We start from the raw sequence: 22277 nt of genomic DNA, 5'->3' as shown, positions 1-22277 counted from the left end.
TAATGTAATGTCGGTTGTAAATTCTACAGAGCATGTAATCTTAAAAAAAGATGGACGAGTAGCAACAGTTGTATTTAATCGTCCTGAAGTACTAAATGCAATGAACGAAGAAACATTTAAAGAATTTAGTGTAAAACTTGATGACATTGCAGCATCATCAGAAATTGATGTTGTAGTATTATGTGGAAATGGAAAAGGTTTTTCTGCTGGCGGAGATATTAAATCGATGTTAAGTAACACAGATGAAAGTATGTTTGGACCAGTCATGGATAGCATATCTGAGTTAGTCTTAAAATTATATACTCTGCCCAAAATAGTGATAAGTGCAATTCATGGTCCAGCTGCTGGAATTGGATTCAGTTTAGCATTAGCAAGTGATTATGTTTGGGCACATGATTCAGCTGTGTTGGCAATGAACTTTATTGGAATCAGTTTAATCCCTGACGGTGGTGGCCACTTCTTCCTTGAAAAACGCATAGGGGAAGTAAAGGCAAAGCAATTAATATGGGAAGGGAAAAAGCTAACTGCTGAGGAAGCGAAAGATTTAGGGTTAGTTGATGATGTTTTAACAGGTGATTTTCAATCAACAATAAATGAAAGAGTACATGCAATTCTAAATAAACCTGTAAAAGCCATGATTCAAACAAAGAAAGTTTTCAATGCAGTCAATATTGAAAAATTAAAAACAGTACTTGAACAAGAAAAAATAGGACAAGCAGAAATGCGCAAATCTCTAGACCATAAAGAAGGCGTCCAAGCATTCTTAGAAAAGCGAATTCCAAAATTCACTGGGAAGTAAAAACAAAAAGCGTAAGTAACCCGTTTATCTCTGACAGACATTGGAGCAAAACCAAAGAGAAGGGTGATTTTCCCTTCACTTTGATTTTGTGAAATGGCCGAGGAGGTAGAAGCCGAAGTTAGACAAAAACATAAAAGAGCTGCCTATAAAAGGTAGCTCATTTTTTACGGATGGAATAATATTAATTTTCCTTTCGAATCAATGCAACGATGTGTTTTATCAAATGCTGAAACACTCTGGAGTTTATCTTCCCCAATTTTCTTTGCTTCAATATCATTTAGAGCTTCAAACTGTTCATCAATGAGTAGTTCTCCATCTTTTTCAAAAGCAGTTATACGAAATTTTTCCATGTTTATCCCTCCATTACACTCTCATAATTTTATTTTTGCATAAATAGTTTAAGAGTGTAAAGTATATAATAAGAATTATTAGAATTTTAAATCTAAATATTTATTATGATTCTTGGTTAATCTTGAGATTATTATTTGGTTTTGCATTATAATATGGAAGTATATTATGATAATTTGTCTTGATCTTAGATGGAGGTTTTTATATGAGTAAAAAAGTGTATGAATATGAAGTTGGTGAAAAGTTTATAACATTTTTTTATGTTAAGTCAGTTACAAAAGGAGTAGCTAGTAATCAAAAATCCTTTTTGACAATTACATTACAAGATCAAAGTGGTGAAATTGACGCGAAAATTTGGGATGTTACAGCTGAACAAGAAGAGATTTATAAAGAAGGTGCAGTTGTAAAAGTTGAAGGGGAGCTACATGATTATCGAGGTAGACTACAATTAAAGTTGAAACAAATTCGAATTGTAACTGAAAATGATGAAGTTAATTTTGATGATTTTTTTGCAAGAGCACCTTTGTCAAAAGAAGAGTTGTTCGAAAGCATAACAAAATACATAAACAATATGAAAAACGAGAAAATAAGAAAACTAACTGACTTTTTAGTGAGTAAACATCAAAAAGAGTATTTAGAATATCCAGCAGCAACAAAAAATCACCATGAATTTGTGTCTGGATTAGCATATCATGTTCATTGTATGTTACGTTTAGGAGAATCAATTGCGAATTTATATCCAAGTATCAATAAAGATGTTTTGTATGCAGGAATCATTTTACATGATCTTGGGAAAGTAACTGAGCTTTCTGGGCCAGTTTCAACAAAGTATACTGTTGAAGGGAATCTTTTGGGCCATATTTCTTTAATTGCAATTGAAATAGGTAATGCTGCAATTGAGCTTGGAATAGAGGGCGAAGAGGAAGTAACAGTCTTGCAACACCTTGTACTAAGCCACCATGGAAAATATGAATATGGTAGTCCAAAGTTACCTTTAATTAAGGAAGCTGAGATTCTTCATTATATCGATAACATTGATGCGAAAATGAATATGCTTGACCGAGCTCTAGAGAGAGTTGAACCAGGTGAATTTACTGAGCGAGTTTTTGCATTAGAAAATCGTAGTTTTTATAAACCAAAATTATAATTTTATTCATACTTTCATTAGATACGCCATACAATTTTTATAGATAGCTTGTCTAATGAAAGGAGACCTGAGTGAAATGTTCTCATTACCAATATGGATGTATGCTGTTGTTATAGGAATCTTTATTAGTGGATTTATGGTTGTCTATACATCGAGACAAGAAAAAGAAATTGATCAAGAATTCATTGAAAAAGAAGGCGAAATTTATTTGCAGCGTATTAAAGAAGAAAGAGACCGACGTGAACAGCTTCAACTAAATTCAGAAGTTTCACCTAACTAACTGATTAATATTCAGTTAGTTTTTTTTTTGTATTCGAAATTGCAAAGTATTTTCAAAAGATTGCTGTTTTTAAAAGGGTTTTATTAAAGAATGAAAAAGAAATTGACTGGAGAGAAATTCAACAGTTCTTACATAAAAAACAGGCCTTCTTTAAAAAAGAGGGCCTGTCCGAATAAAACATATTATTTAGCTTGTGCTTTTAAATCTTTATCTTCAATTTGGAAATTAGCTTTTTTTAGAATTTCATCAGATAATTTAGTAAAACCATCTGGTGTAGAAAGACTTGCTTGAGCGATTTTTTGACGAGCATCTTTTTCATTTACTGGTTTTTTATCAACTAATTTAATGATATGGTAACCAAACTGAGTTTTTACAGGTTTGCTGATTTCGCCTACTTTTAATGAATAAGCAGCTTTTTCAAAAACAGGATCCATTACACCTTGTCCAAAGTAACCAAGGTCGCCACCTTTATCTTTAGATCCAGGATCAGTTGAATATTGCTTAGCTAAGTCTTCGAATTTTGCACCGTTTTTAAGTTTTGTTTCGATATCATTTGCAGTTTTTTCGTCTTTTACAAGTATATGACTTGCTCTAATTTCAGGTTTATATGCTTTCAATTGTTGGTCTGTTACAAAGTCTGAAGCTGCTTTTTGAGTTAATAAATCTAATTTCACACGATCTTTGAATGCAGCTTCATTTGCAAAACCATATTGTTTAAGGAATGTGCTAAATTGATTACCATATTGAGATTTGTACTGATCAAATTTATTATTTACCTCAGTATCTGAAACTTTATAATGTTTATTTAAATAGTCTTCTATTACCATTTGTTTTAAGACAGGCAAACCAGTAGTTTGCTTCATTTTATTATAAAAGTCTCCGGCTTTAATGTCTCCAGCATTCGATTTTGCTACTACATCACCACTATTGATGCCAGTGTTACCACATGCCGCCATAGTTAAAACAGATGTAGCAAGTACAGCTGATACAAGAATTTTTTTCATTTTGTCATCTCCTAAAATGTTAATTTATCGATTTGGTTGATAAACTTTTCTAGCGATTATTGAATTTTACAGTCTTACATATGTATTAAGTATAGTTCGACATAAAAAGAATATATGTTGAGAAATCTACTTTAAGTTTGACCAAGTTTTACCATAAATTACTGCATTAAATATACCATATCTTTTGCGTGTTTGACAAAAATTATTCGAAAAAGAAAATAAGTGATTTTAAATGGGTCTTTTCAAAAAGATTGTTGTTTTTTTAGAAGTTGATTGGAGTGGGAGGAAAGTTCCCAATGGCCTGATAGTGCCAAGGATGCTCCTCCTCCGCCTAACGGAAAGCGAGCATCCTGGAATAAAACAGTCTTTTAATTAAATTTTTTACTTTGGCTTGTCAAATCGTGACAAACGCACACGCATTTTGAATCCTTTGAATATAGTAATAGGGATAAATGTATAGGAGGTTGTTGTAATGGATGGTATACATGGCGGTTTTGCATTGATTGTCGTTTTATTTATTTTATTAATCATTATTGGTTGTGCATGCTGGATTTAAAACCCAAGAAAAATGTGATAAATACCTATACCAATTTAACAAAATAAGCATAGGATATGATATATAAAAAAAGGAGGTGTATACGATGAGTGGGGGATTTCATGGTGGCTTTGCTTTAATCGTCGTATTGTTCATCTTATTAATAATTGTTGGTTGTGCATGCTGGATCTAAAACGTAAAATAGAAAAGTATTCAACCAGAAGCTTAGCTTCTGGTTGAGTTTTTTTTATAGAAATATTTAGAACATATTTTACATTTCTACGAAAAAAAATTTATAATAAATATAGTTAGCAACATGTTCATGGAACAAATACGTTACAAGTAGGAGAAAAATGTGAAGAGGTTAGAAGAAAGAATTGAAAGATTAGAATATTATGTGGATACATTAATGAAAATGGTAGATACTACTAAAAAACCATTGAGTTTCTTGTTATTAAAATCTTGTACAAATGAAAAAGAAATCGAAGACATAAAAAGAAAATGTGAAAATGTGAACATTGAGTACCAAAAGCAAAAAGCGGAGGGATTGTTACATTTTGATCCGCTTCTAAATAGCTTTATTGATGAAATACCTTCAACCATTTGCATAGATGATCTTGTAACAGCTTCGATTATTGAAGGATATTATACTGATGTAATGACTGAGTTTAAACACCTTTTACAAAAAAGAACAATTTAGTCTCTTTTTACTAAACGGTCATTTTCCTCAATAAAATCGACTTCAATATTTTTGAGAGAAGTTTCAAAAATATCGATAAAATCTTTTCCGTAAATATTACGTAAAATTGCCATTATTTCCATATTTTCAGGGAATTTTCCGTAAAACTCTTTTAATGGTAGTGTACCTTGGAAAACAGAATTAGTCTCGGGGTCGAAATCTTCTAAAATTTTCGTCAATGTGTCATTCCCTTTTTCTGTTAACTCAATATATGTATTACGTTTGTCTTCTACCTTTTTTGAAAAGACAAGGTAACCGCGCTCTTCCAATTTTTTCGAAAAATTAAAAGCGGTCGATACATGCATTACACCAAATTTAGCTATCTCAGAAATTGAAGCACCCTTTAGGTGATAAGCTATCATTAAAATGTGGTGTTCATTAATATTAAGATCATATGGTTTAATCCACTGCTGCCAATCCTTCTCGATAGACTTCCACAGTGCCTTAGAAAGTTGAGCAATTCGTTGACTAAAAATTAAGGCTTCTTTCATTGTGTATAATTTTTGATCCGTTTTCATTTTTTCACCTTCTTTTTACATAAATTTCTGACTAATATTATTATGCCAATAATATGTGAATAAATAAAGAACTTTTATTTAGAATTTTTAAAAATTTTCACAAATTGGACAAATTTAACCCTTGTTTTTATATTATAATCAAATATATCTAAATAAAAAAGATATTTTTATATAATAAAATAAAAAAACAGAGAATGGAAAAAATCTTCCAAACTCTGTAATTAAATGGGATTTAAATTTTGTAGTAATTTTTCGTAAGTTATTTTCTTATAATTTTATTTGAGATTGTAGAAGCAATGTTCTGTAATTGGTCATTTGTGTAATTTTCCATATTAGACTTCCAAGTAACACCAAAGCCATCCTCATTTCCATAACGCGGAAGAAGATGCATATGATAATGAAATACTGTTTGACCAGCAATACTACCACTATTATTTAGAATATTTAATCCTTCTACTTGAAAAGCTTCTTTTATTGCATTAGCAATCATCGGAACTTTTTCAAAATAGTGACTTGCCGTTTCGGAATCCATTGTAAAAATATTTTCAGTATGTACTTTTGGAATAACTAAAGTATGCCCTTTTGTAACTTGACTTAAATCTAAAAAAGCTAAAACATGTTCATCTTCGTAAACCTTTGCTGAAGGAATTGAGCCTTCAATAATTTTACAAAAAATACAATTTGCATCATGCGTCATGTCTGCCACCAGTCCTTTTATTTTTTATTGGTTCTTTTCTTAATTTTACCATATTCAATTGCTTGAAAGTAAAGGGTAACAGATTAAGTATTTGACAAAAAAACACAGTATTTTATACATAAATTGTTGATATTTGATAAAATCCACTTGGTTTCCACGGACTAGCAAAAGAGCATCCTCGTTCGTACCTCTCTGCGGGGGCTCGGCTGCCCATTCTTTCCGTAGGAGTCTCGAATATTATCTTAAAACTCGTTTTTATTAATTATCAATAAATAAACGTTAACAGGCCTAAACATTAATAAGGCTCTTTTCTTGTTGCTTTTGAGATTTTTAATATTAAAGACAAGACAAAAGTTGATTACAATGGAAGGTGCGAGACTCCTGTGGGAATAGCGGGAAGGCTGAGACCCCGCAGGAGCGATAGCGACGAGGAGGCTCAGCTCACGCCCCACGGAAAGCGAGCATCCTGGAGTTGTAATCAACTTACGCATCCTAAAATAGCATCAATGTGTCCGAAAACAGCCTTAAAAAAAACAAGAAGCAACTGATCGTTGCTCCTTGCTGAAGTGGAAGTAAGAATTTAGTGGTCTTTAATAGACACCTCATTTGCTGTAATGTTCAATTATGGGTACACCAAAATGAATTCTCTGCTCGAGACACCTCATTTGCAAGTTGGTATACTTCTACCTAGGATAATTCGATGCTGTTCAAGCGCACCATCTCCTGATTTTAATCATTGTGGTTTTAGGCAATGATTTTATCTACCCAATGGAGACACCTCATTTCACTTTTACAATCATCTTACTTAGGTTTGAACGCAAATTAACTGTTCTTTAACAGACACCCCATTTCAAGTTTTGAAACGGAAAGAGTTGTTTCCTTCCCTTCAAAAATTAGAATACCCGTTTAAAAAAGAAATATACAAAAAAAAGAAGGAATCAAAAAATTAATAACTAAATAAATGGAATAAGGTAGTTTCATTCTTTATTTGTTAAAATAAAATTATTAGAAACGATTGTGATAAAGAAAGGAATAGTTATTATGACACTACTGCAAGTGAAAAATTTAACAGGTGGCTATACAAGGCAACCGATTTTAAAAGATATATCTTTTTCAATAGATCAGCATCAATTAGTTGGGTTAATTGGATTAAATGGAGCTGGGAAGAGTACCACAATTAAACATATTCTTGGATTAATGAAACAGAAAAGCGGAGAAATCAAGATTAAAGGTCAATCTTTTGAAGATAATCCAACTAAATATCGTTCGAGTTTGGCTTACGTTCCAGAAACACCAATGATTTATGAAGAACTAACTCTACAAGAACATTTAGAATTAACTGCATTAGCATATAATATTCCAATTGAAGAAGCTGAAAAACGAAGTGAAGAATTACTAAAGAAATTCCGTTTATTAGAGAAACGCAAATATTTTCCATCTACATTTTCAAAAGGTATGAAACAAAAAGTAATGCTTGTCTGTGCGTTAATTGTTGAACCAGAACTATATATCATAGATGAACCATTTCTAGGGTTAGATCCGATTGCTATAAATGATCTTTTAACCATTTTGAATAAAGAAAAAGAAAAAGGTGCTGGCATCTTAATGTCTACGCATATTTTGTCTACAGCACAAATGTATTGTGATGCCTTCATTATCATGCATGAAGGGGAGATAATTGCACAAGGTACATTACAAGAGTTACAAGATCAATTTCAAATGCGTTCAGCTTCATTGGACGAAATTTATATTCATGCTACAAAGGAACATACATTATGAATACTATAAATGGACTTTGGAAAAATCGTTTCTCCTTATTTATAAGAGAGATTCGAAAATATGGTAAATACATATTAAATGATCATATTAAGTTATTTTTAGTGTTTGCTTTTGGTGCTGGTGCCTATTATTATCAGCAATTGTTAAGTTCTATTTCGTTAAAATTTCCTGTTGAATTATTTCTTGCAGTACTATTTAGTGTTGTTGTCTGTACGGGAAAGGTTTCAACCTATTTTAGGGAGCCAGATGGGATCTTTTTATTGCCTTTAGAAGAAAAGATGAAGTCTTATTTTATTAAATCTTTTTGGGTAAGTTTAGGATTACAAAGCTATCTTGTCATTTTATGTCTTGGTGGAGTATATCCGTTGTATGCAAAGTTCAAACTAGGTGAATCAACATCATTTTTTGCATTTTGTGGGATCATTTTCTGCCTAAAGGCTTATCACTTGTATATTTCATATCTACATTTACATGCAAATGGAATTTTGACGAAAAGTTTTGATTTATTAGTTCGTATAGCATTAACTGTTGTATTGATTTATGGTTTATTATGTAAATGGAATATAAGCTTAATCATTGTAGTGATTATTTTGATGGGATTCTATTTCTTCAGTATTCAAAAATGGAGTACAAATAAGAGAATTCAATGGGAAAAAAATATTCAAAATGATGCAAGCCGATTAGCATTTTTTTATCGAATCGCTAATATGTTTACAGATGTACCAACTGTTCGAAGTGAAGTGAAACGAAGAAGATGGGCTGATTTTGTAATAAATTATTTCAAAAAGAGCGATCCTATTTACTATCTATTGATTAGAGCTTTCGTTAGAAATGGAAATTATTTAAGTATGTTTATAAGACAATTAGTTGTTGGTGCTTTTTGTATTTATTTAGTACCGACTCTACTAGGAAAAACAATTGTCGGAATTCTATTTCTTTATTTAATAGGAATTCAAAACATGACAATTATGAAACAGTATGAATATCATGTTTTATGGAGAATCTATCCAATACAAAATAAAGAAAATCCAAAATCACTTAAAGTTCTTTTAAGTATTTTGCAATTAATTAGTAGTATCACATTTGTTTGCATATTGATGTTTAAGGGAATATTATTTTCAAAAATAGTAATAATACTAGCTGTATTTATCGTTTTTTCATTTTGGTTTGTTACGTTTTATGTAAAGGGAAGATTAGAGCAAGTAGTTTAAAACGGTGAGGGTGTGAGTAGTGTGGAGTCTTACGAACATCGAGTGCAATTTGAATTATCAAGATGGAAGCATCGTATACATGAAAATGCGGGAATTATTCGGGTGGCGGCAAAAAAACTACAGATTAAGCTCCAATCATATATGCCAAGAAGAGTTCAAGAAGTAATGACTTCTACCATTAAAAACATGATGACTCTTTTTATGAGTGGTTCAGTTTTATTTAGTGGGGATGTTGTCTCGGATGTGTTAACTCTTCATGAAAGAGATGCTTTGCTTGAAAATAAATTAAATCAATATAAGAAAATTTCAGCAGCTGAAGGAGCGGGAACTGGAGCAGGTGGGCTATTACTTGGCATGGCTGATTTTCCGTTATTGTTAGGGATTAAAATTCGATTTTTAGACGATGCAGCTAAAATATATGGTTTTTCTCCAAAGAGTGAACAAGAGAGATTATTTATGTTATATATCTTTCAACTTGCTTTTTCAAGTGATCAACATCGTAAAAAAGTGTATGAAATAATAGAAAACTGGGAGAAGTTTTCTTCAAACCATCCAAAAGTAAACTGGGAGGCTCTTCAGCAGGAATATCGTGACCATATTGATTTTGCCAAATTATTGCAATTAGTTCCGGTTATTGGTGCACCTGTAGGAGCGTATGTTAACTATCAATTATTAGAGCAACTTGGCGAAACAGCTAAAAATGCATATCGTTTACGTTATATGAAACAAATTAAGAATATATGATGTATGTCTTTTACAACTGAATAATAACAAATAAATGAGATACTAATTTTTAATAGTATCTCGTTTTTATAGGTGGTTGGTCATAGTTTAAATAGCTATGGCTTTTTTTAGTTTTGTACTGTTTATTCAATGTTTCGGTAAATAAAACATTTAACTTGAAAATAATTGACAATTTTTAGAAAAATAAATATAATCTAAATAAATACCGAACGGTCGGTATTTTCTGGTTAGGAGGACAATAAGTATGGCAAAAAAATATAATTCACAGGCAACGATTGAAACCATTTTGTCTGTTTCCGCAAAACTATTTCTGGAAAAAGGATTTGATAAAACCAGTATGCAGGATATTGCTAAAACTGCGGGAATATCAAAAGGGGCTATTTATCATCATTTTCAATCTAAGGAAGAAATCATCAATGCCGTTACCGAATTACAGGCACAAATCATGGAAAATATGGTAAACGGTTGGTTATCCGAAATGGGAACGTGCACTGGAAAAGAAAAACTAATTTCCCTTTTGGAAAAGAGCTTTACTAGCCAAGAGGCGCATAATTTGGACGATGTGATGGCTTCTCGTGTAAAAAGTCCAGAATTTGTAGTGTCTTATATGAAAGATTGCGTAAATAAAGACGCTTCTCTTATTGCTGAGATCATAAAAGAAGGAATAGCGGACGGCTCAATCATTACTGATTTTCCAGAAGAATGTGCAGAGGTTTTTTTACTTTTGTTAAATATTTGGTGTGACCCAGTTATTTTTGAGTGTAACCATGCCAAAGTAGCGATGCGTCTGAAATTTTTGCAACATCTGTTGAAATCAATCGGAATGGATATATTGCATGACGATTTGTTTGTGAAGATAAAAGAATTATTGCAAAAGTTATATCCAGAGGAGCACAAAACGAATGAATAATATTTCTGCTGTAAAAGTCGAGAACCTTACAAAAACTTTTGATGGACATGAAGTGATAAAGAACTGCAATATGAATGTTCGAAAAGGAACGATTTATGGATTTTTAGGTGCAAATGGAGCTGGGAAAACAACGGTATTTAAAATGCTGTCTGGCTTACTTACTCCGACAATGGGGAAAGCGCAAGTATTAGGTATGGATGTTAATTCAGACCGGGGTGAAATTTTAAGAAATATAGGAACTATTATCGAAACGCCCATATTTTACGAGCATTTATCAGCATCTGAAAATTTAGAGATACATCTTGCTTATATGAATGCAAATAACTCGGAGATAGACTCAGTTTTAACGAAAGTTGGTTTAAACAACACAGGCAAACAGCCTGTTTCAAAATTCTCTCTTGGTATGCGTCAACGATTAGCTATAGCAAGGGCATTGATTCATAAACCTAAATTATTAATTTTAGATGAACCCATTAATGGACTTGATCCAATGGGAATTAGAGAAATGAGAGAATTGTTTCTTGATCTTGTGAAAAATGAAAATATGACGATATTGATTTCCAGTCATATTTTGTCAGAGATCGAGCACATTGCCGATACCATTGGTGTGATTGTAAATGGCACTGTTATTCGAGAAGTTTCTTTGACCGAAGTTAAGGCAGAATGTCCTACTGGTCTTGAAGATTATTTTCTAGATATTATGACGGGGAGGATTGGGAATGTTAAAACTTATTAAATTAGAAGTGAGAAGAAATAACATCCGTACTTATACAATTGCTAGCATTATTATTACTACAGTCATGTTAGGTTTCTTATATCTATTTGCCTATGCACCAAAGCTAAATCCAAACGATAAAGATTTAGGAATTTTTTTAGGATATAACAATCTTATCCCTTTGTTTGGGGTGCTAAATATGGCGGCATTTTGTGTATTATCGGCTGTTATGTATTCTAAATTCGTCATCGAGGACTATTCTGGAAAGAGACCTGTATTACTTTTTTCTTACCCAGTAAGTCGAAGAAAAATTTTATTTTCAAAATTAAGTGTTGTAAGTCTATTTACGATTTTTTCAATGATTATTAGCAATCTTTTAATTTTCTTGATTTTTGGTATCACAGACGAATTCATGCATCTTGTAACGGGGAGCATTACCTCTGCAAATATATTACAAACTATCCAAGTTACATTTTTCATGGCTTTAATAGCTGCAAGTATAGGAATTATCTCGACGGGCATTGGATTTATTAAGAAATCGATTCCTACTACAATTGTTTCAGCCGTTCTCATGGCTTCGTTAATGAGTAATATTGTAGTCAATACTACAGCAAATATGATTTCTATGTATCTTTTTGGTGTATTTATGATTTTTGTAGCAATATTCTTTTCAATTAGTCTGATACGTAAAGTAAATCTTATGGAGGTGTAGGAAATGGAACAAAAAATTGAAAATGCAATAGATCATGCGCTTGATAGTGCTTCATCACAGTTATATATTTTTAGTGTTGGTTTCGGAATTGTACTTGCTATAGTAGGGATTGTTCTCTTTTTTGCCGGCAAGCGTTCAAAAGGAAAGAGTAGTAAAACAAATGTTGGTTTGGTTTGTTCATTAATAGGGATTATGGCTATTGTGAGCGGGATTGTACAAATGTAGTAAAACCCCAAAAAAATTTTAAACAAATTTTGCTAAATGGTTCTATTAATAAATAGCATATTATAAGGCATCTGAATTTCTTCAGGTGCCTTTATGTGCTAATAATGTTACTTATTACTTATCTTTCCAACCACTTTTCGAATAAACTTGAGTTATTTTACTATTACTCATAAACTCAACTGTTTTTCCATCAGTTTTGTACTTAGTTACTTTACCCTGTACAAATAATGATTATATTGGCGATTCGAATTTGTTACTAACTAATGTACAAACTTAAAAGTCTATTGTTTTTTTTAGTAACTAAGCAATACTAAAGGGATACATCTATACATTAGTAAGGAATATCATTTGAAAATAGCTATCTTTTGTTTTTTGATAATTTTTGTTAGCGGGAAACAATTAATCTTAGCTAAGGAGGTTAGATACATGACAGATTGGAAATGGGATGGGGATGTCATCGCAGACGAGGAACAATCCTTATTTACTTTTACGTTTAAAAATAATAGCGATCAGCCAATGCTTTTAGAGTTTCTGACAAGCCAGTTTTATGATTATACCGTGTATAATACACACAGAGAACAGGTGTATCATTTTAGTAAAGGGAGATTTTTTTTACAGGCGATTCAACATAAGTCGTTAAACAGCGGTGAACAAATCCAATGGAAAAGTACGTGGAATTACAAAACGAATGAGGGCAAGCGAGTACCTGCGGGAACGTATACAGTTAAAGCCATATTAAATGTATGGAAAATAAATGACAAACTTGTACCTTCAAAGCCAATTACTTCTTTTACATTCAATATTTAGCCTGAAAATACAGCCGTTCGATAAGCGAGGATTTCAGGGAAATAATGAAATTATACTGTAACAGTAGAGGTCTAGGTAGGGGCACGGCAACGATTAATTCTTTTTGGAGCCACTCACAAAGTAAAGCAAGAAAGGAGGTTATGGGATTTTCCTCCTCTCCTGCTTAAATTGATCAGCTACTTCAATTGGAATCGGTGATACAGGTATCTATCAAGAGCATGATTCATTGCTTTTTTCAATTTAACATGTAGAAGTAATGTGTGTTGAAGTTTTTATCAAAATGGAGATAGATTAGATAGAGTTGCAATAACCTTTAAAAAATGATTATGTGCTATTAAACAAAAAACTAGAAGAAGGAGATATAAGTAATTAATATAAAAATTACTCCAACTAAGAATACGTCATAAAATACATTTTGCTTGACGGTACAATCAATAACTTATTGGTAGAATTTCATAAAGATACGAAACAGCTGTTTTGAGAATACATCAAAGCTGCTGTTTTTTATTTTTAATCCAATTGGTAAGGTGGTGGGATTATAATTGTAAATTTATTGTGGGTACGGTACTAGAAGGATTTTGACATCCTAAAATAAGATATGGTGTTTGTCAAAAAATGAATAAAAAGAAATTAAATGTAGGTCTTTTCATAAATATTGTTGTTTTTTTTTAAGAATTTAAGGAAACTGATGATAATTATTTGATTGGAGCGGAGGGTGCGAGACTCCTGTGGGAATAGTGGGACAGGTGAGACCCCGCAGGAGCGTTAGCGACGAGGAGGCTCACCGCCCGCCCCACGGAAAGCGAGTATCCTGGAACGGAAATCAAATAATCTCACTGTAATTATCTAGAGGAATAAAATTCAAAGGATATTTTTCATTGGTTTTATTATTATATCAATTACAGTCATACTAATTGGAAATTTTTTATATTGTTGAGCGACATCGTTAAAAATTTATTTCTCCGTAGCCTATTTGAATAGCATATTAAAAGGCATCCGAATTTCTTCGGGTGCCTTTATATGTTAAAGAATGATAGAATTATTTATCTTTCCAGCCACTTTTTGAATGAACTTGAGTTATTTTACTATTACTCATAAACTCAACAATTTTACCATCAACTTTGTACTTAGTAACATTAAATTTAATTTTTGCTGAATCGTATTCAGGTTGGTTTGACATAAATAAATCCATTTTAAATACCGTGTATGCTCCATCGCGAATTTCATTAGATAGCCATTTAGTATTCCACTTATCATATTTATAAGTAAGTCCATACAATTGTTGTTCATGCAACTGAGCAATTTCATCTTTAGTTAAAGTTTTCGTAACAGTTGATTCTTTCTTTGTCTTTTGAACAAAAAATTTGTTAAGCTCATTTCCAAATGTTGGAAAAGTTATAGCTATAAATACTCCAATAACTAATAACCCAAAAATTAGACGTGTATTAAGTCTCTTTTTTCTTTCAACTACTTCGATTATGCTCACCTCACAACAGTTTCTTCTTCTGTTGCAGGTTGTTTGTTTAATGCTTGTAACGTTACTGCTCCAAGTGTTTTGGCTGCGATTAACATGGCATTTTCATCAAAATCAAATTTTGGATGATGATGTGGATAAGGTGTTTCTGTGTCAGGTGATTTAGCACCAGTGAAAAAGAATGTACCAGGAACCTTTTCTAAATAATATGCGAAATCTTCGCCACCCATTGATGGTTCTATTTCTGATACAGTTTGAACTTCTTGTATTTCTTTCGCACAATGTACTAAAAGTGCAGTTTCTGATTCATGGTTAACCACTGCCGGATAACCTTCGTCGTACTCGAATAAATATGTAACGTCATTTGCATCACAAATTCCTTTAATCATTCGTTCCATTTCAATTTTAATTTTTTCTTGAACATCTTTTTTAAATGTTCTAACCGTACCAATTAGGGTTGCTTTGTCTGCAATAACATTAAATGCATTTTTTGCTTCAAAACTACCAATTGAAACGACAGCTGTATCAATTGGATTAATTCTACGACTAACAATTTGTTGGAGTGCTATCGCAATCTGACTTCCAATTATGATGCTATCTTTCGAGTTATGAGGTGCTGCACCATGTCCACCTTTACCTTGAATTGTAATTGAAAATCTGTCTGCAGCAGCCATTACGGGACCACTTCTATATCCGATAGATCCAGTTTCATTTAGTGCCCATAGGTGTGTGCCATAAATCTCATCGACTCCATCTAAGCAGCCTGCTTCGATCATTGATTTTGCTCCACCTGGTGCATACTCTTCAGCATGTTGATGAATTAAAACGATTTTTCCGGTCCAATTGTTACGAGTTTCATAAAATGCTTTAGCTAAATAAAGGAGTGTCGCAGTATGTCCATCGTGTCCACAAGCATGCATGACACCTTTAACTTTTGAAGCATAAGGTACATTTTTTTCATCTTGAATTGGTAGTGCATCAAAATCTGCTCTTAGTGCAATTGTACGACCCGGACCATTTCCTACGATTGTAGCGACAACTCCATTTCCACCTATATTGGCTTTGTAAGGTACACCTAGTTTTTCATAGAAATTTTGAATATAACGAGCTGTTTCTACTTCTTGAAAGGATAATTCAGGATGTTGATGTAAAAATCTTCTTGTTTCAACCATATTTGGATAAAAGTCATCTAATAAAGAAAAAAGATTATTCAATACTATTCACCCCTTATTTGTGCTGTAGTAAATGTATTCCACATCTCAAAGAGTATTCCTTTTCAATTTAAGAAGGAATTTTGTAGATTTATGTATTTCCGAGGCAATAATTTAGTGAGAAATGAGATATTTATGAATGAAGATGGTTATACTAAGCGCTAAATGCATTAATTAAAAGATGGTGAGCAATATGAAAAAGTGGAGTTATATAGCACTTGGGATAATAGGTGTCTTTCTTATTGGTTTTATAGGTTATTTAGTGATTATCTTTTTAGGAAATTACGTAATTGATAAAGATAAATTAGTTATTCACTCTACTTCTCAAATGGTTGATGCAAATGGGAAATTTATATCAAGACTTTATAATGAAAATCATGTAATTGTATCAATTGATGATATGCCTTCTTATGTTCCAAACGCATTTGTATCGATAGAAGATGAACGATTTTATAAGCATCATGGAATTGATATAAAAGGGATCTCTCGAGCTATTTTACATGATTTAATGGCTGGTAGAAAGGTAGAAGGGGCAAGTACAATTACCCAACAGTTAGCAAAAAATGTGTTTTTAACGAATGAAAAAACATTACTTCGAAAGACAAAAGAAATTATTATTGCGATTAATTTAGAACGAACCTATACGAAAAAACAAATTCTTGAAATGTATTTGAATCAAGTTTATTTTGGTCACGGTGTATATGGTATAGGTGGAGCAGCGAAATATTATTTTGGGAAAGAGGTTAGTCAATTAACATTAGAAGAGGGAGCCAATTTAGCTGCATTATTAAAGGCCCCAACTTACTATGATCCAGTAACACATCCTACAGATAGTAAAAAAAGGAGAAACCTAGTCCTATATACAATGGTTAAAAATGGATACATTACTCAAGCGGAGTATAATAGTCACATTACAACCCCGATTGTTTTACATATTACACAACAAAAATTAGAAAATGGTTTTGCTACTTACATTGATATGGTGATCAGTGAAGCAGAAAAGAAATACAATCTATCTTACGATGAATTATTAAGTGGGGGATATAAGGTTGTAGTTCCAATTGATAAAAGAACACAATTAGTGGCCTATGAACTTTTTAAAAATGGAAATTATTTTCCGGGTACAGATGCAGGAGCAGAAGGTGCATTCGTTTTAATAAATGCTAAAACTGGTGGAATTGAAGCAGCTATTGGTGGAAGAAATTATTTCTTTAGAGGGATAAATAGAGTTCATGTTAAACGACAACCTGGCTCTACAATAAAGCCGATTCTAGATTACGGGCCAGCACTTGAAACTGGAAAATATACTCCATATTCAATATTACCAAATGAACCAATGAGTTTTGGAAACTATACTCCGAAAAATTTTAATGATGAATATAGCAAAAACATTACGATGTATGATGCAATTCTTCAATCTGCTAATATACCCGCAGTTTGGATATTGAATCAAATAGGAATTAATTATGCAAAAGGATTTTTAGATAAAATGGATATTCACATACCTGATCAAGGATTAAGTATGGCTTTAGGTGGCCTCCAAAAAGGTATGACGCCACTCGAACTAGTAAAAGGTTTTAGTACGTTTGATCATGATGGGGACGCTCTTACACCTTATGTTATTAGTGCAATTTATAATAGTAATAATGAGTTAGTGCATGAAGCAAAGGTTGAAGAAAAGAAAGTTTATAGCCCACAAACTGCTTGGTATATGACAAAAATGTTGAAGGGTGTTGTAGACAGTGGAACAGCAAGTAGAGGTGCTTTTTACGGTGATCTTGCTGGTAAGACAGGTACGACAAATATACCAGGACATCCAGAAGGAAATAAAGATGCATGGTTTGTAGGTTATACCCCTGAAGTAGTAGGGGCTGTCTGGATGGGGTATGATAAAACCGATGCAACACATTTTTTACGAAATGGGAGTACTTATCCAACTGTTTTATTCAAGAAAATTTTAAGAGATGCTGGTCGTGAGCCTACTACTAGATTTAAAAAACCGAAAAATATTATTGACTTGGCTTCTCCAATCAATATGAGTCCAATTGCTAATGTGACATCCAGAGTTTCGTTTACTCCTTTTGGTTTATTTACTGTCATAATTAACTGGACCCCACCTTCAGACAAAAGGCAGCAATATCATATTTATAGAGTATCTAACGGAAAAGCGCAGTTAATTGATACTGTGACTGGAACTGGAGAATATCGTGATACATTTGTAAATATTTTTAAGGTACCAAGTTATTATGTTGTTCCTTATAATCCTCAAACAAATCAAGAAGGAGATAGGTCTATTTTACTAAAACCAAGCATATAAAATAGAGAATAAACACATTTAAAGCTCTTCTTTTTATCCGATGGATTTAAAGGGGGGCTTTTTTATTTAGGTTGTTTTCGTTCTAAAAAGTTGTTTCTTTTGAGATTGCTAACTATAAAGAAAGAAGTTGATTACAGCGGAAGGTGCGAGACTCCTGTGGGAATAGCGGGAAGGGTGAGACCCCGCAGGAGCGATAGCGACGAGGAGGCTCAGCTCACGCCCCACGGAAAGCGAGCATCCTGGAGTTGTAATCAACTAACGCATTCTAAAATAGAGGTGTAATTTAATATGATTATAAGCTTTTACTGTATTTTTAATGATAAAAATTCAATAAATAGAGCAAATTTAAATTAAGTAGGATATAAATGTGGCTGTTTTGTGACATTTAAAATAGATTTCTATACTTTTAAAAGCTCAAAAGGTATAGTAAGTTTAGATATTAGAGTGATTATTTTTTATGGGGGAGTGTCTAGTAATGACAAAAAAGTTTAACGATACATTTTTGAAAGCAATTAGGGGAGAAAAAGTAACACATACACCTGTATGGTATATGAGACAGGCAGGGCGTTCACAGCCTGAATATCGAAAAATAAAAGAAAAGTATTCTTTATTTGAAATTACTCATCAACCTGAGTTATGTGCTTATGTAACAGCATTACCAGTAGAACAATATAACAATGATGCTGCAATCTTGTATAAGGATATTATGTCACCACTACCTGCAATTGGAATAGATGTTGAGATAAAAGCAGGGATCGGTCCGGTTATTCATAATCCTATCAGATCAATTGAAGATGTAAATAAATTAACAGATATTGAACCTACTGAGCAATTACCATATATATTTGAAACAATTAAATTACTAACAACTGAAATTTTAACGGTTCCATTGATTGGATTTGCAGGTGCACCTTTTACACTTGCTAGTTATTTAATAGAAGGTGGACCATCTCGTAACTATAATAAAACAAAATCATTTATGTATTCTCAGTCAGATGCATGGTTTGCATTAATGAACCATTTAGCAGATATGACAATTAAATATGTTAAAGCGCAAGTAGATGCAGGTGCAAAAGCTATTCAATTATTTGATTCATGGGTTGGAGCATTGAATACTCCTGATTATCGCTATTATATTAAGCCTTGCATGGATAAAATATTTACAGCTTTAAAAGGGTTTAATGTACCTACGATTATGTTTGGTATTGGAGCAAGTCATTTAATTCATGAGTGGAATGATTTGCCTGTAGATGTAATTGGTTTAGATTGGAGAACTTCAATCACTGAAGCTAGAGAAAAAGGAATTACAAAAACTCTACAAGGTAACTTAGATCCAGCATTTTTATTAGCTCCTTGGGAAGTTATTGAGGAAAAAGCAAAATCAATTCTTGATGAGGGTCTAAAGTTTCCTGGTCATATCTTCAACTTAGGTCATGGTGTATTCCCTGAAGTTAATCCAGAAACATTAAAACGCTTAACACATTTTGTACATGAATATTCTTCAAAAGGACAAGCATAACAAACAGGGAGAATAGGTGATTCGGATGAAAGAAAAAATTGGTTTATTAGTAATGGCTTATGGTACACCATATAAAGAAGAAGATATTGAACGCTACTATACAGATATACGTCGCGGAAGAAAACCATCTCCTGAAATGCTTGAAGAATTAACAGAGAGATATCGTGCAATTGGAGGGATTTCACCTCTTGCAAAAATTACGGTTGAACAAGCTGAAGCTTTGGAAAAACGTCTAAATACAGTTCAAGATCAATATGAATTTAAAGCGTATTTAGGACTTAAGCATATCGAACCATTTATTGAAGATGCTGTAGAACAAATGAAAAATGATGGCATAGAAAAAGCAGTTAGCATTGTTTTAGCACCGCATTATTCAACATTTAGTGTGAAATCATATAATGAGAGAGCTGCGAAGCATTCAGAAAGCATAACAGGACCAACGATTTATCATGTAACGGATTGGTATAAAGAAGAGAAATTTATTGGGTATTGGGTAAGTGAAGTAAACAAAGTTTTACAACCAATGTCAGAAGCAGAGAAAGAATCAACTGTATTTGTCTTCTCAGCCCATAGTTTACCGGAAAAGATCTTATCATATGGTGACCCATATCCTGATCAGTTAAAAGAAACAACTAATTTAATTCTTGAAAAAACTGATGTTCGTCACTATGCATTAGGCTGGCAAAGTGCAGGTAATACACCTGATCCTTGGTTAGGGCCAGATGTGCAGGATTTGACTAGAACATTAGACGAAGAAAATGGGTTTAACACATATGTTTATCTGCCAATCGGATTTGTTAGTGAACATTTAGAAGTACTTTATGACAATGATATTGAATGTCAAAATGTAACGAAAGAATTGCATAAAGCGTATGTTAGACCGCCTATGCCAAATACTGATGAATTGTTCATCGATTCATTAAGTAATGTTGTATTAAAAAAGTTAAATGAGCAATAATTGAAATTTTTTTACTACTATAAAGAAAAGAGAAGATAGAGTATGAAAAAAGTAGTGATTATCGGTGGTGGAATGACTGGTCTTTCCGCTGCGTATTATTTGCATAAAGAACGAATGGAAAAGAATTTGCCATTGGATATAAAGCTAGTAGAAGCTTCCCAATCTCTAGGTGGTAAAATTCAAACTGTCCGTAAAGATGGCTTTGTTATTGAACGTGGACCGGATTCATTTTTAGCTCGAAAAAAAAGTGCTTCTAGGTTAGCGGGAAATTTAGGTTTAAGTAACCAAATTGTTCATAATACTGCCGGGAAATCATTCGTTTTAGTAAATAATCACCTTCACAGCATGCCAGAAGGTTCAACGATGGGAATTCCTACGAAAATCATGCCCTTTGCATTTTCAGGTCTATTCTCACCAATTGGAAAATTAAGAGCAAGTTTTGATTTTGTTTTACCTAAAACAAAAGTTGAAGGTGATATGTCACTTGGTGCTTTTTTTAGAAGAAGATTAGGAAACGAAGTAGTCGAAAATCTAATTGAGCCGTTATTATCCGGAATATATGCTGGAAATATTGATAAAATGAGTTTAATGGCAACGTTTCCGCAGTTTTATCAAGTTGAACAACAGCATGGAAGTATTGTGTTAGGAATGAAAAAATCGGTTCCAGTAAAGAAACCATCTAATAGTCCTGCACCAAGTAAAGGGATTTTTCAAACATTAACAAATGGTCTTCAATCAATCGTTGAGCGAATTGAGGAAGAATTACCACAAGAAGATGTTTTAAAAGGAATGAAAGTGCTAGAAGTTCGAAAAGTTGGTAGTAGCTATGAATGCTTACTAAATAATGGACATATTTTACAGGCTGACAAAGTAATCATTGCAGTACCACATCAACATTTACCTAATATGTTAAATCACCAAGCTGTATTTGAGACTCTAAAATCTGTCCCATCGACAAGTGTAGCGAATGTTGCAATGGCTTTCCCTGAAAGTGCCATTAAGAAGGATATTGATGGAACAGGCTTTGTTGTGTCACGTAATAGCGACTATACAATTACAGCTTGTACTTGGACACATAAAAAATGGCCACACGCTTGTCCAAAAGGAAAAGTGTTATTACGTTGTTACGTTGGTCGTCCTGATGATCAAGACATTTGTGATAAAACAGATGAAGAATTAGTGAATATTGTGCTTAAGGACTTAAAGAAAACGATGAGCATTACAGAACAACCAGAATTTTTTGTTGTTTCACGTTGGAAGGAAGCAATGCCACAATACACAATTAACCATCTTGACCGTACAAAAGCAATTCAAAATTATTTAAAAGAAGAAATGCCTGGTGTAACAATAGTAGGTAGCTCATTTTATGGAGCGGGTCTACCTGATTGTATTGACCAAGGAGAACGGGCTGTAAAAGAAACACTTGATCTTTTATTTAACAAGAATAATGAAGAAGTAGCTATTATTCATTGATTTAAATTATTTAAAAAAAGAGCAGTCAACTTTGGTCAAGACCCCAAAAAGTGGAGATGAAAAAAAAACAGAGTTATTTCCTTCAGGAAATAGCTCTATTTTTGCCTTTATGTTGAGCTATTACTTAGTTAAATTTCTTTTTTGATTCATGCTTA

The 22277-nt window shown here is 32.7% G+C and carries 24 protein-coding genes; 18 read left to right on the top strand and 6 right to left on the bottom strand.

Going from position 1 to position 22277, the window contains the following annotated elements:
• Nucleotides 1-7: 7 nt before the first annotated feature.
• Entirely contained in the window at nt 8-799 is a 792-nt protein-coding gene (locus J5Y03_RS17165) for an enoyl-CoA hydratase (RefSeq protein ID WP_209407231.1), read from the top strand.
• A gap of 164 nt (nt 800-963) precedes the next feature.
• On the opposite strand, the gene J5Y03_RS17160 is transcribed toward J5Y03_RS17165, so the two are convergent.
• Complete coding sequence (locus J5Y03_RS17160) at nt 964-1149, bottom strand: YhzD family protein (protein WP_209407230.1); 186 nt, start codon at nt 1147-1149, stop codon at nt 964-966.
• A 203-nt stretch (nt 1150-1352) separates the two neighbouring features.
• Between J5Y03_RS17160 and yhaM the strand changes: the two genes are divergently transcribed.
• Nucleotides 1353-2294 (top strand): 3'-5' exoribonuclease YhaM, encoded by a 942-nt coding sequence (gene yhaM, locus J5Y03_RS17155; protein WP_209407229.1) that lies wholly within the window; start codon nt 1353-1355, stop codon nt 2292-2294.
• A gap of 76 nt (nt 2295-2370) precedes the next feature.
• Nucleotides 2371-2574: a sporulation YhaL family protein gene (locus J5Y03_RS17150; protein WP_209407228.1), complete on the top strand. Its 204-nt coding sequence runs from the start codon at nt 2371-2373 to the stop codon at nt 2572-2574.
• A gap of 182 nt (nt 2575-2756) precedes the next feature.
• Here the strand turns inward: J5Y03_RS17150 and J5Y03_RS17145 are convergent, their stop codons facing one another.
• The gene (locus J5Y03_RS17145; RefSeq protein ID WP_209407227.1) at nt 2757-3578 is read right to left on the bottom strand and encodes a peptidylprolyl isomerase; all 822 of its coding nucleotides are present in this window, start codon (nt 3576-3578) and stop codon (nt 2757-2759) included.
• A 472-nt stretch (nt 3579-4050) separates the two neighbouring features.
• Here J5Y03_RS17145 and J5Y03_RS17140 point away from each other — a divergent pair, with 472 nt between their 5' ends.
• The 3 genes from J5Y03_RS17140 to J5Y03_RS17130 all read left to right on the top strand — a co-directional run bounded on the left by J5Y03_RS17140 (nt 4051) and on the right by J5Y03_RS17130 (nt 4813).
• Nucleotides 4051-4134: a YjcZ family sporulation protein gene (locus J5Y03_RS17140; protein WP_209407286.1), complete on the top strand. Its 84-nt coding sequence runs from the start codon at nt 4051-4053 to the stop codon at nt 4132-4134.
• A gap of 85 nt (nt 4135-4219) precedes the next feature.
• A complete protein-coding gene (locus tag J5Y03_RS17135) occupies nt 4220-4306 on the top strand; it encodes a YjcZ family sporulation protein (RefSeq protein ID WP_209407285.1) in 87 nt (28 codons plus the stop codon).
• 162 nt (nt 4307-4468) lie between these two features.
• Nucleotides 4469-4813, top strand: coding sequence for a DUF1878 family protein (locus J5Y03_RS17130; protein ID WP_209407226.1), 345 nt, complete (start codon nt 4469-4471; stop codon nt 4811-4813).
• Here J5Y03_RS17130 and J5Y03_RS17125 read toward each other — a convergent pair.
• Nucleotides 4810-5370 carry an HTH-type transcriptional regulator Hpr gene (locus J5Y03_RS17125; protein ID WP_209407225.1) on the bottom strand — a complete coding sequence of 187 codons (561 nt, stop codon included), beginning with the start codon at nt 5368-5370 and terminating at the stop codon, nt 4810-4812. The genes J5Y03_RS17130 and J5Y03_RS17125 overlap by 4 nt on opposite strands.
• 259 nt (nt 5371-5629) lie before the next feature.
• Nucleotides 5630-6067, bottom strand: a complete 438-nt coding sequence (locus J5Y03_RS17120; RefSeq protein WP_209407224.1) for an HIT family protein — start codon at nt 6065-6067, stop codon at nt 5630-5632.
• 1041 nt (nt 6068-7108) lie between these two features.
• Here J5Y03_RS17120 and J5Y03_RS17115 point away from each other — a divergent pair.
• The 8 genes from J5Y03_RS17115 (at nt 7109) to J5Y03_RS17080 (ending at nt 13170) form a co-directional block, all read left to right on the top strand.
• Nucleotides 7109-7846, top strand: a complete 738-nt coding sequence (locus tag J5Y03_RS17115) for an ABC transporter ATP-binding protein (RefSeq protein ID WP_209407223.1) — start codon at nt 7109-7111, stop codon at nt 7844-7846.
• Nucleotides 7843-9057, top strand: coding sequence for an ABC transporter permease (locus tag J5Y03_RS17110; RefSeq protein ID WP_209407222.1), 1215 nt, complete (start codon nt 7843-7845; stop codon nt 9055-9057). Before J5Y03_RS17115 ends, J5Y03_RS17110 begins: the two co-directional genes overlap by 4 nt.
• Before the next feature lie 21 nt (nt 9058-9078).
• Complete coding sequence (locus J5Y03_RS17105) at nt 9079-9801, top strand: EcsC family protein (protein ID WP_209407221.1); 723 nt, start codon at nt 9079-9081, stop codon at nt 9799-9801.
• A 244-nt stretch (nt 9802-10045) separates the two neighbouring features.
• Nucleotides 10046-10711 carry a TetR/AcrR family transcriptional regulator gene (locus J5Y03_RS17100; protein WP_209407220.1) on the top strand — a complete coding sequence of 222 codons (666 nt, stop codon included), beginning with the start codon at nt 10046-10048 and terminating at the stop codon, nt 10709-10711.
• Nucleotides 10704-11447: an ABC transporter ATP-binding protein gene (locus tag J5Y03_RS17095; RefSeq protein ID WP_209407219.1), complete on the top strand. Its 744-nt coding sequence runs from the start codon at nt 10704-10706 to the stop codon at nt 11445-11447. The genes J5Y03_RS17100 and J5Y03_RS17095 overlap by 8 nt, the downstream gene beginning before the upstream one ends.
• Complete coding sequence (locus J5Y03_RS17090; RefSeq protein ID WP_209407218.1) at nt 11431-12138, top strand: ABC transporter permease; 708 nt, start codon at nt 11431-11433, stop codon at nt 12136-12138. The genes J5Y03_RS17095 and J5Y03_RS17090 overlap by 17 nt, the downstream gene beginning before the upstream one ends.
• A gap of 3 nt (nt 12139-12141) precedes the next feature.
• Complete coding sequence (locus J5Y03_RS17085) at nt 12142-12363, top strand: hypothetical protein (RefSeq protein ID WP_209407217.1); 222 nt, start codon at nt 12142-12144, stop codon at nt 12361-12363.
• Between the two features lie 426 nt (nt 12364-12789).
• Entirely contained in the window at nt 12790-13170 is a 381-nt protein-coding gene (locus tag J5Y03_RS17080; RefSeq protein WP_209407216.1) for a BsuPI-related putative proteinase inhibitor, read from the top strand.
• Between the two features lie 1039 nt (nt 13171-14209).
• On the opposite strand, the gene J5Y03_RS17075 is transcribed toward J5Y03_RS17080, so the two are convergent.
• The gene (locus J5Y03_RS17075) at nt 14210-14656 is read right to left on the bottom strand and encodes a hypothetical protein (RefSeq protein ID WP_209407215.1); all 447 of its coding nucleotides are present in this window, start codon (nt 14654-14656) and stop codon (nt 14210-14212) included.
• The gene (locus J5Y03_RS17070) at nt 14653-15816 is read right to left on the bottom strand and encodes a M20 family metallopeptidase (protein ID WP_209407284.1); all 1164 of its coding nucleotides are present in this window, start codon (nt 15814-15816) and stop codon (nt 14653-14655) included. Before J5Y03_RS17070 ends, J5Y03_RS17075 begins: the two co-directional genes overlap by 4 nt.
• A 232-nt stretch (nt 15817-16048) precedes the next feature.
• Between J5Y03_RS17070 and J5Y03_RS17065 the strand changes: the two genes are divergently transcribed.
• The 4 genes from J5Y03_RS17065 (at nt 16049) to hemY (ending at nt 22122) form a co-directional block, all read left to right on the top strand.
• Entirely contained in the window at nt 16049-18172 is a 2124-nt protein-coding gene (locus J5Y03_RS17065; RefSeq protein ID WP_209407214.1) for a transglycosylase domain-containing protein, read from the top strand.
• A 475-nt stretch (nt 18173-18647) separates the two neighbouring features.
• Entirely contained in the window at nt 18648-19691 is a 1044-nt protein-coding gene (hemE, locus tag J5Y03_RS17060; RefSeq protein WP_209407213.1) for a uroporphyrinogen decarboxylase, read from the top strand.
• 25 nt (nt 19692-19716) lie between these two features.
• Nucleotides 19717-20649, top strand: coding sequence for a ferrochelatase (hemH, locus tag J5Y03_RS17055; protein ID WP_209407212.1), 933 nt, complete (start codon nt 19717-19719; stop codon nt 20647-20649).
• A 42-nt stretch (nt 20650-20691) separates the two neighbouring features.
• Nucleotides 20692-22122: a protoporphyrinogen oxidase gene (gene hemY, locus J5Y03_RS17050; RefSeq protein WP_209407211.1), complete on the top strand. Its 1431-nt coding sequence runs from the start codon at nt 20692-20694 to the stop codon at nt 22120-22122.
• Nucleotides 22123-22277: the final 155 nt, after the last annotated feature.

Origin of the sequence: Gottfriedia endophytica (genome assembly GCF_017814275.1) — a bacterium.
Lineage (GTDB): Bacteria > Bacillota > Bacilli > Bacillales > Bacillaceae_G > Gottfriedia > Gottfriedia endophytica.
Note: the sequence above shows the minus strand (reverse complement) of the source record. Positions and strands in the feature narration are given on the sequence as shown.

Excerpts from the sequence above, each read along its gene's own strand:
- J5Y03_RS17165 (WP_209407231.1), top strand. The coding sequence starts at position 8 with ATGTCGGTTGTAAATTCTACAGAGCATGTAATCTTAAAAAAAGATGGA.
- J5Y03_RS17160 (WP_209407230.1), bottom strand. The coding sequence starts at position 1,149 with ATGGAAAAATTTCGTATAACTGCTTTTGAAAAAGATGGAGAACTACTC.
- yhaM (WP_209407229.1), top strand. The coding sequence starts at position 1,353 with ATGAGTAAAAAAGTGTATGAATATGAAGTTGGTGAAAAGTTTATAACA.
- J5Y03_RS17150 (WP_209407228.1), top strand. The coding sequence starts at position 2,371 with ATGTTCTCATTACCAATATGGATGTATGCTGTTGTTATAGGAATCTTT.
- J5Y03_RS17145 (WP_209407227.1), bottom strand. The coding sequence starts at position 3,578 with ATGAAAAAAATTCTTGTATCAGCTGTACTTGCTACATCTGTTTTAACT.
- J5Y03_RS17140 (WP_209407286.1), top strand. The coding sequence starts at position 4,051 with ATGGATGGTATACATGGCGGTTTTGCATTGATTGTCGTTTTATTTATT.
- J5Y03_RS17135 (WP_209407285.1), top strand. The coding sequence starts at position 4,220 with ATGAGTGGGGGATTTCATGGTGGCTTTGCTTTAATCGTCGTATTGTTC.
- J5Y03_RS17125 (WP_209407225.1), bottom strand. The coding sequence starts at position 5,370 with ATGAAAACGGATCAAAAATTATACACAATGAAAGAAGCCTTAATTTTT.
- J5Y03_RS17120 (WP_209407224.1), bottom strand. The coding sequence starts at position 6,067 with ATGACGCATGATGCAAATTGTATTTTTTGTAAAATTATTGAAGGCTCA.
- J5Y03_RS17115 (WP_209407223.1), top strand. The coding sequence starts at position 7,109 with ATGACACTACTGCAAGTGAAAAATTTAACAGGTGGCTATACAAGGCAA.
- J5Y03_RS17110 (WP_209407222.1), top strand. The coding sequence starts at position 7,843 with ATGAATACTATAAATGGACTTTGGAAAAATCGTTTCTCCTTATTTATA.
- J5Y03_RS17100 (WP_209407220.1), top strand. The coding sequence starts at position 10,046 with ATGGCAAAAAAATATAATTCACAGGCAACGATTGAAACCATTTTGTCT.
- J5Y03_RS17095 (WP_209407219.1), top strand. The coding sequence starts at position 10,704 with ATGAATAATATTTCTGCTGTAAAAGTCGAGAACCTTACAAAAACTTTT.
- J5Y03_RS17090 (WP_209407218.1), top strand. The coding sequence starts at position 11,431 with ATGTTAAAACTTATTAAATTAGAAGTGAGAAGAAATAACATCCGTACT.
- J5Y03_RS17085 (WP_209407217.1), top strand. The coding sequence starts at position 12,142 with ATGGAACAAAAAATTGAAAATGCAATAGATCATGCGCTTGATAGTGCT.
- J5Y03_RS17080 (WP_209407216.1), top strand. The coding sequence starts at position 12,790 with ATGACAGATTGGAAATGGGATGGGGATGTCATCGCAGACGAGGAACAA.
- J5Y03_RS17070 (WP_209407284.1), bottom strand. The coding sequence starts at position 15,816 with ATGGTTGAAACAAGAAGATTTTTACATCAACATCCTGAATTATCCTTT.
- J5Y03_RS17065 (WP_209407214.1), top strand. The coding sequence starts at position 16,049 with ATGAAAAAGTGGAGTTATATAGCACTTGGGATAATAGGTGTCTTTCTT.
- hemE (WP_209407213.1), top strand. The coding sequence starts at position 18,648 with ATGACAAAAAAGTTTAACGATACATTTTTGAAAGCAATTAGGGGAGAA.
- hemH (WP_209407212.1), top strand. The coding sequence starts at position 19,717 with ATGAAAGAAAAAATTGGTTTATTAGTAATGGCTTATGGTACACCATAT.
- hemY (WP_209407211.1), top strand. The coding sequence starts at position 20,692 with ATGAAAAAAGTAGTGATTATCGGTGGTGGAATGACTGGTCTTTCCGCT.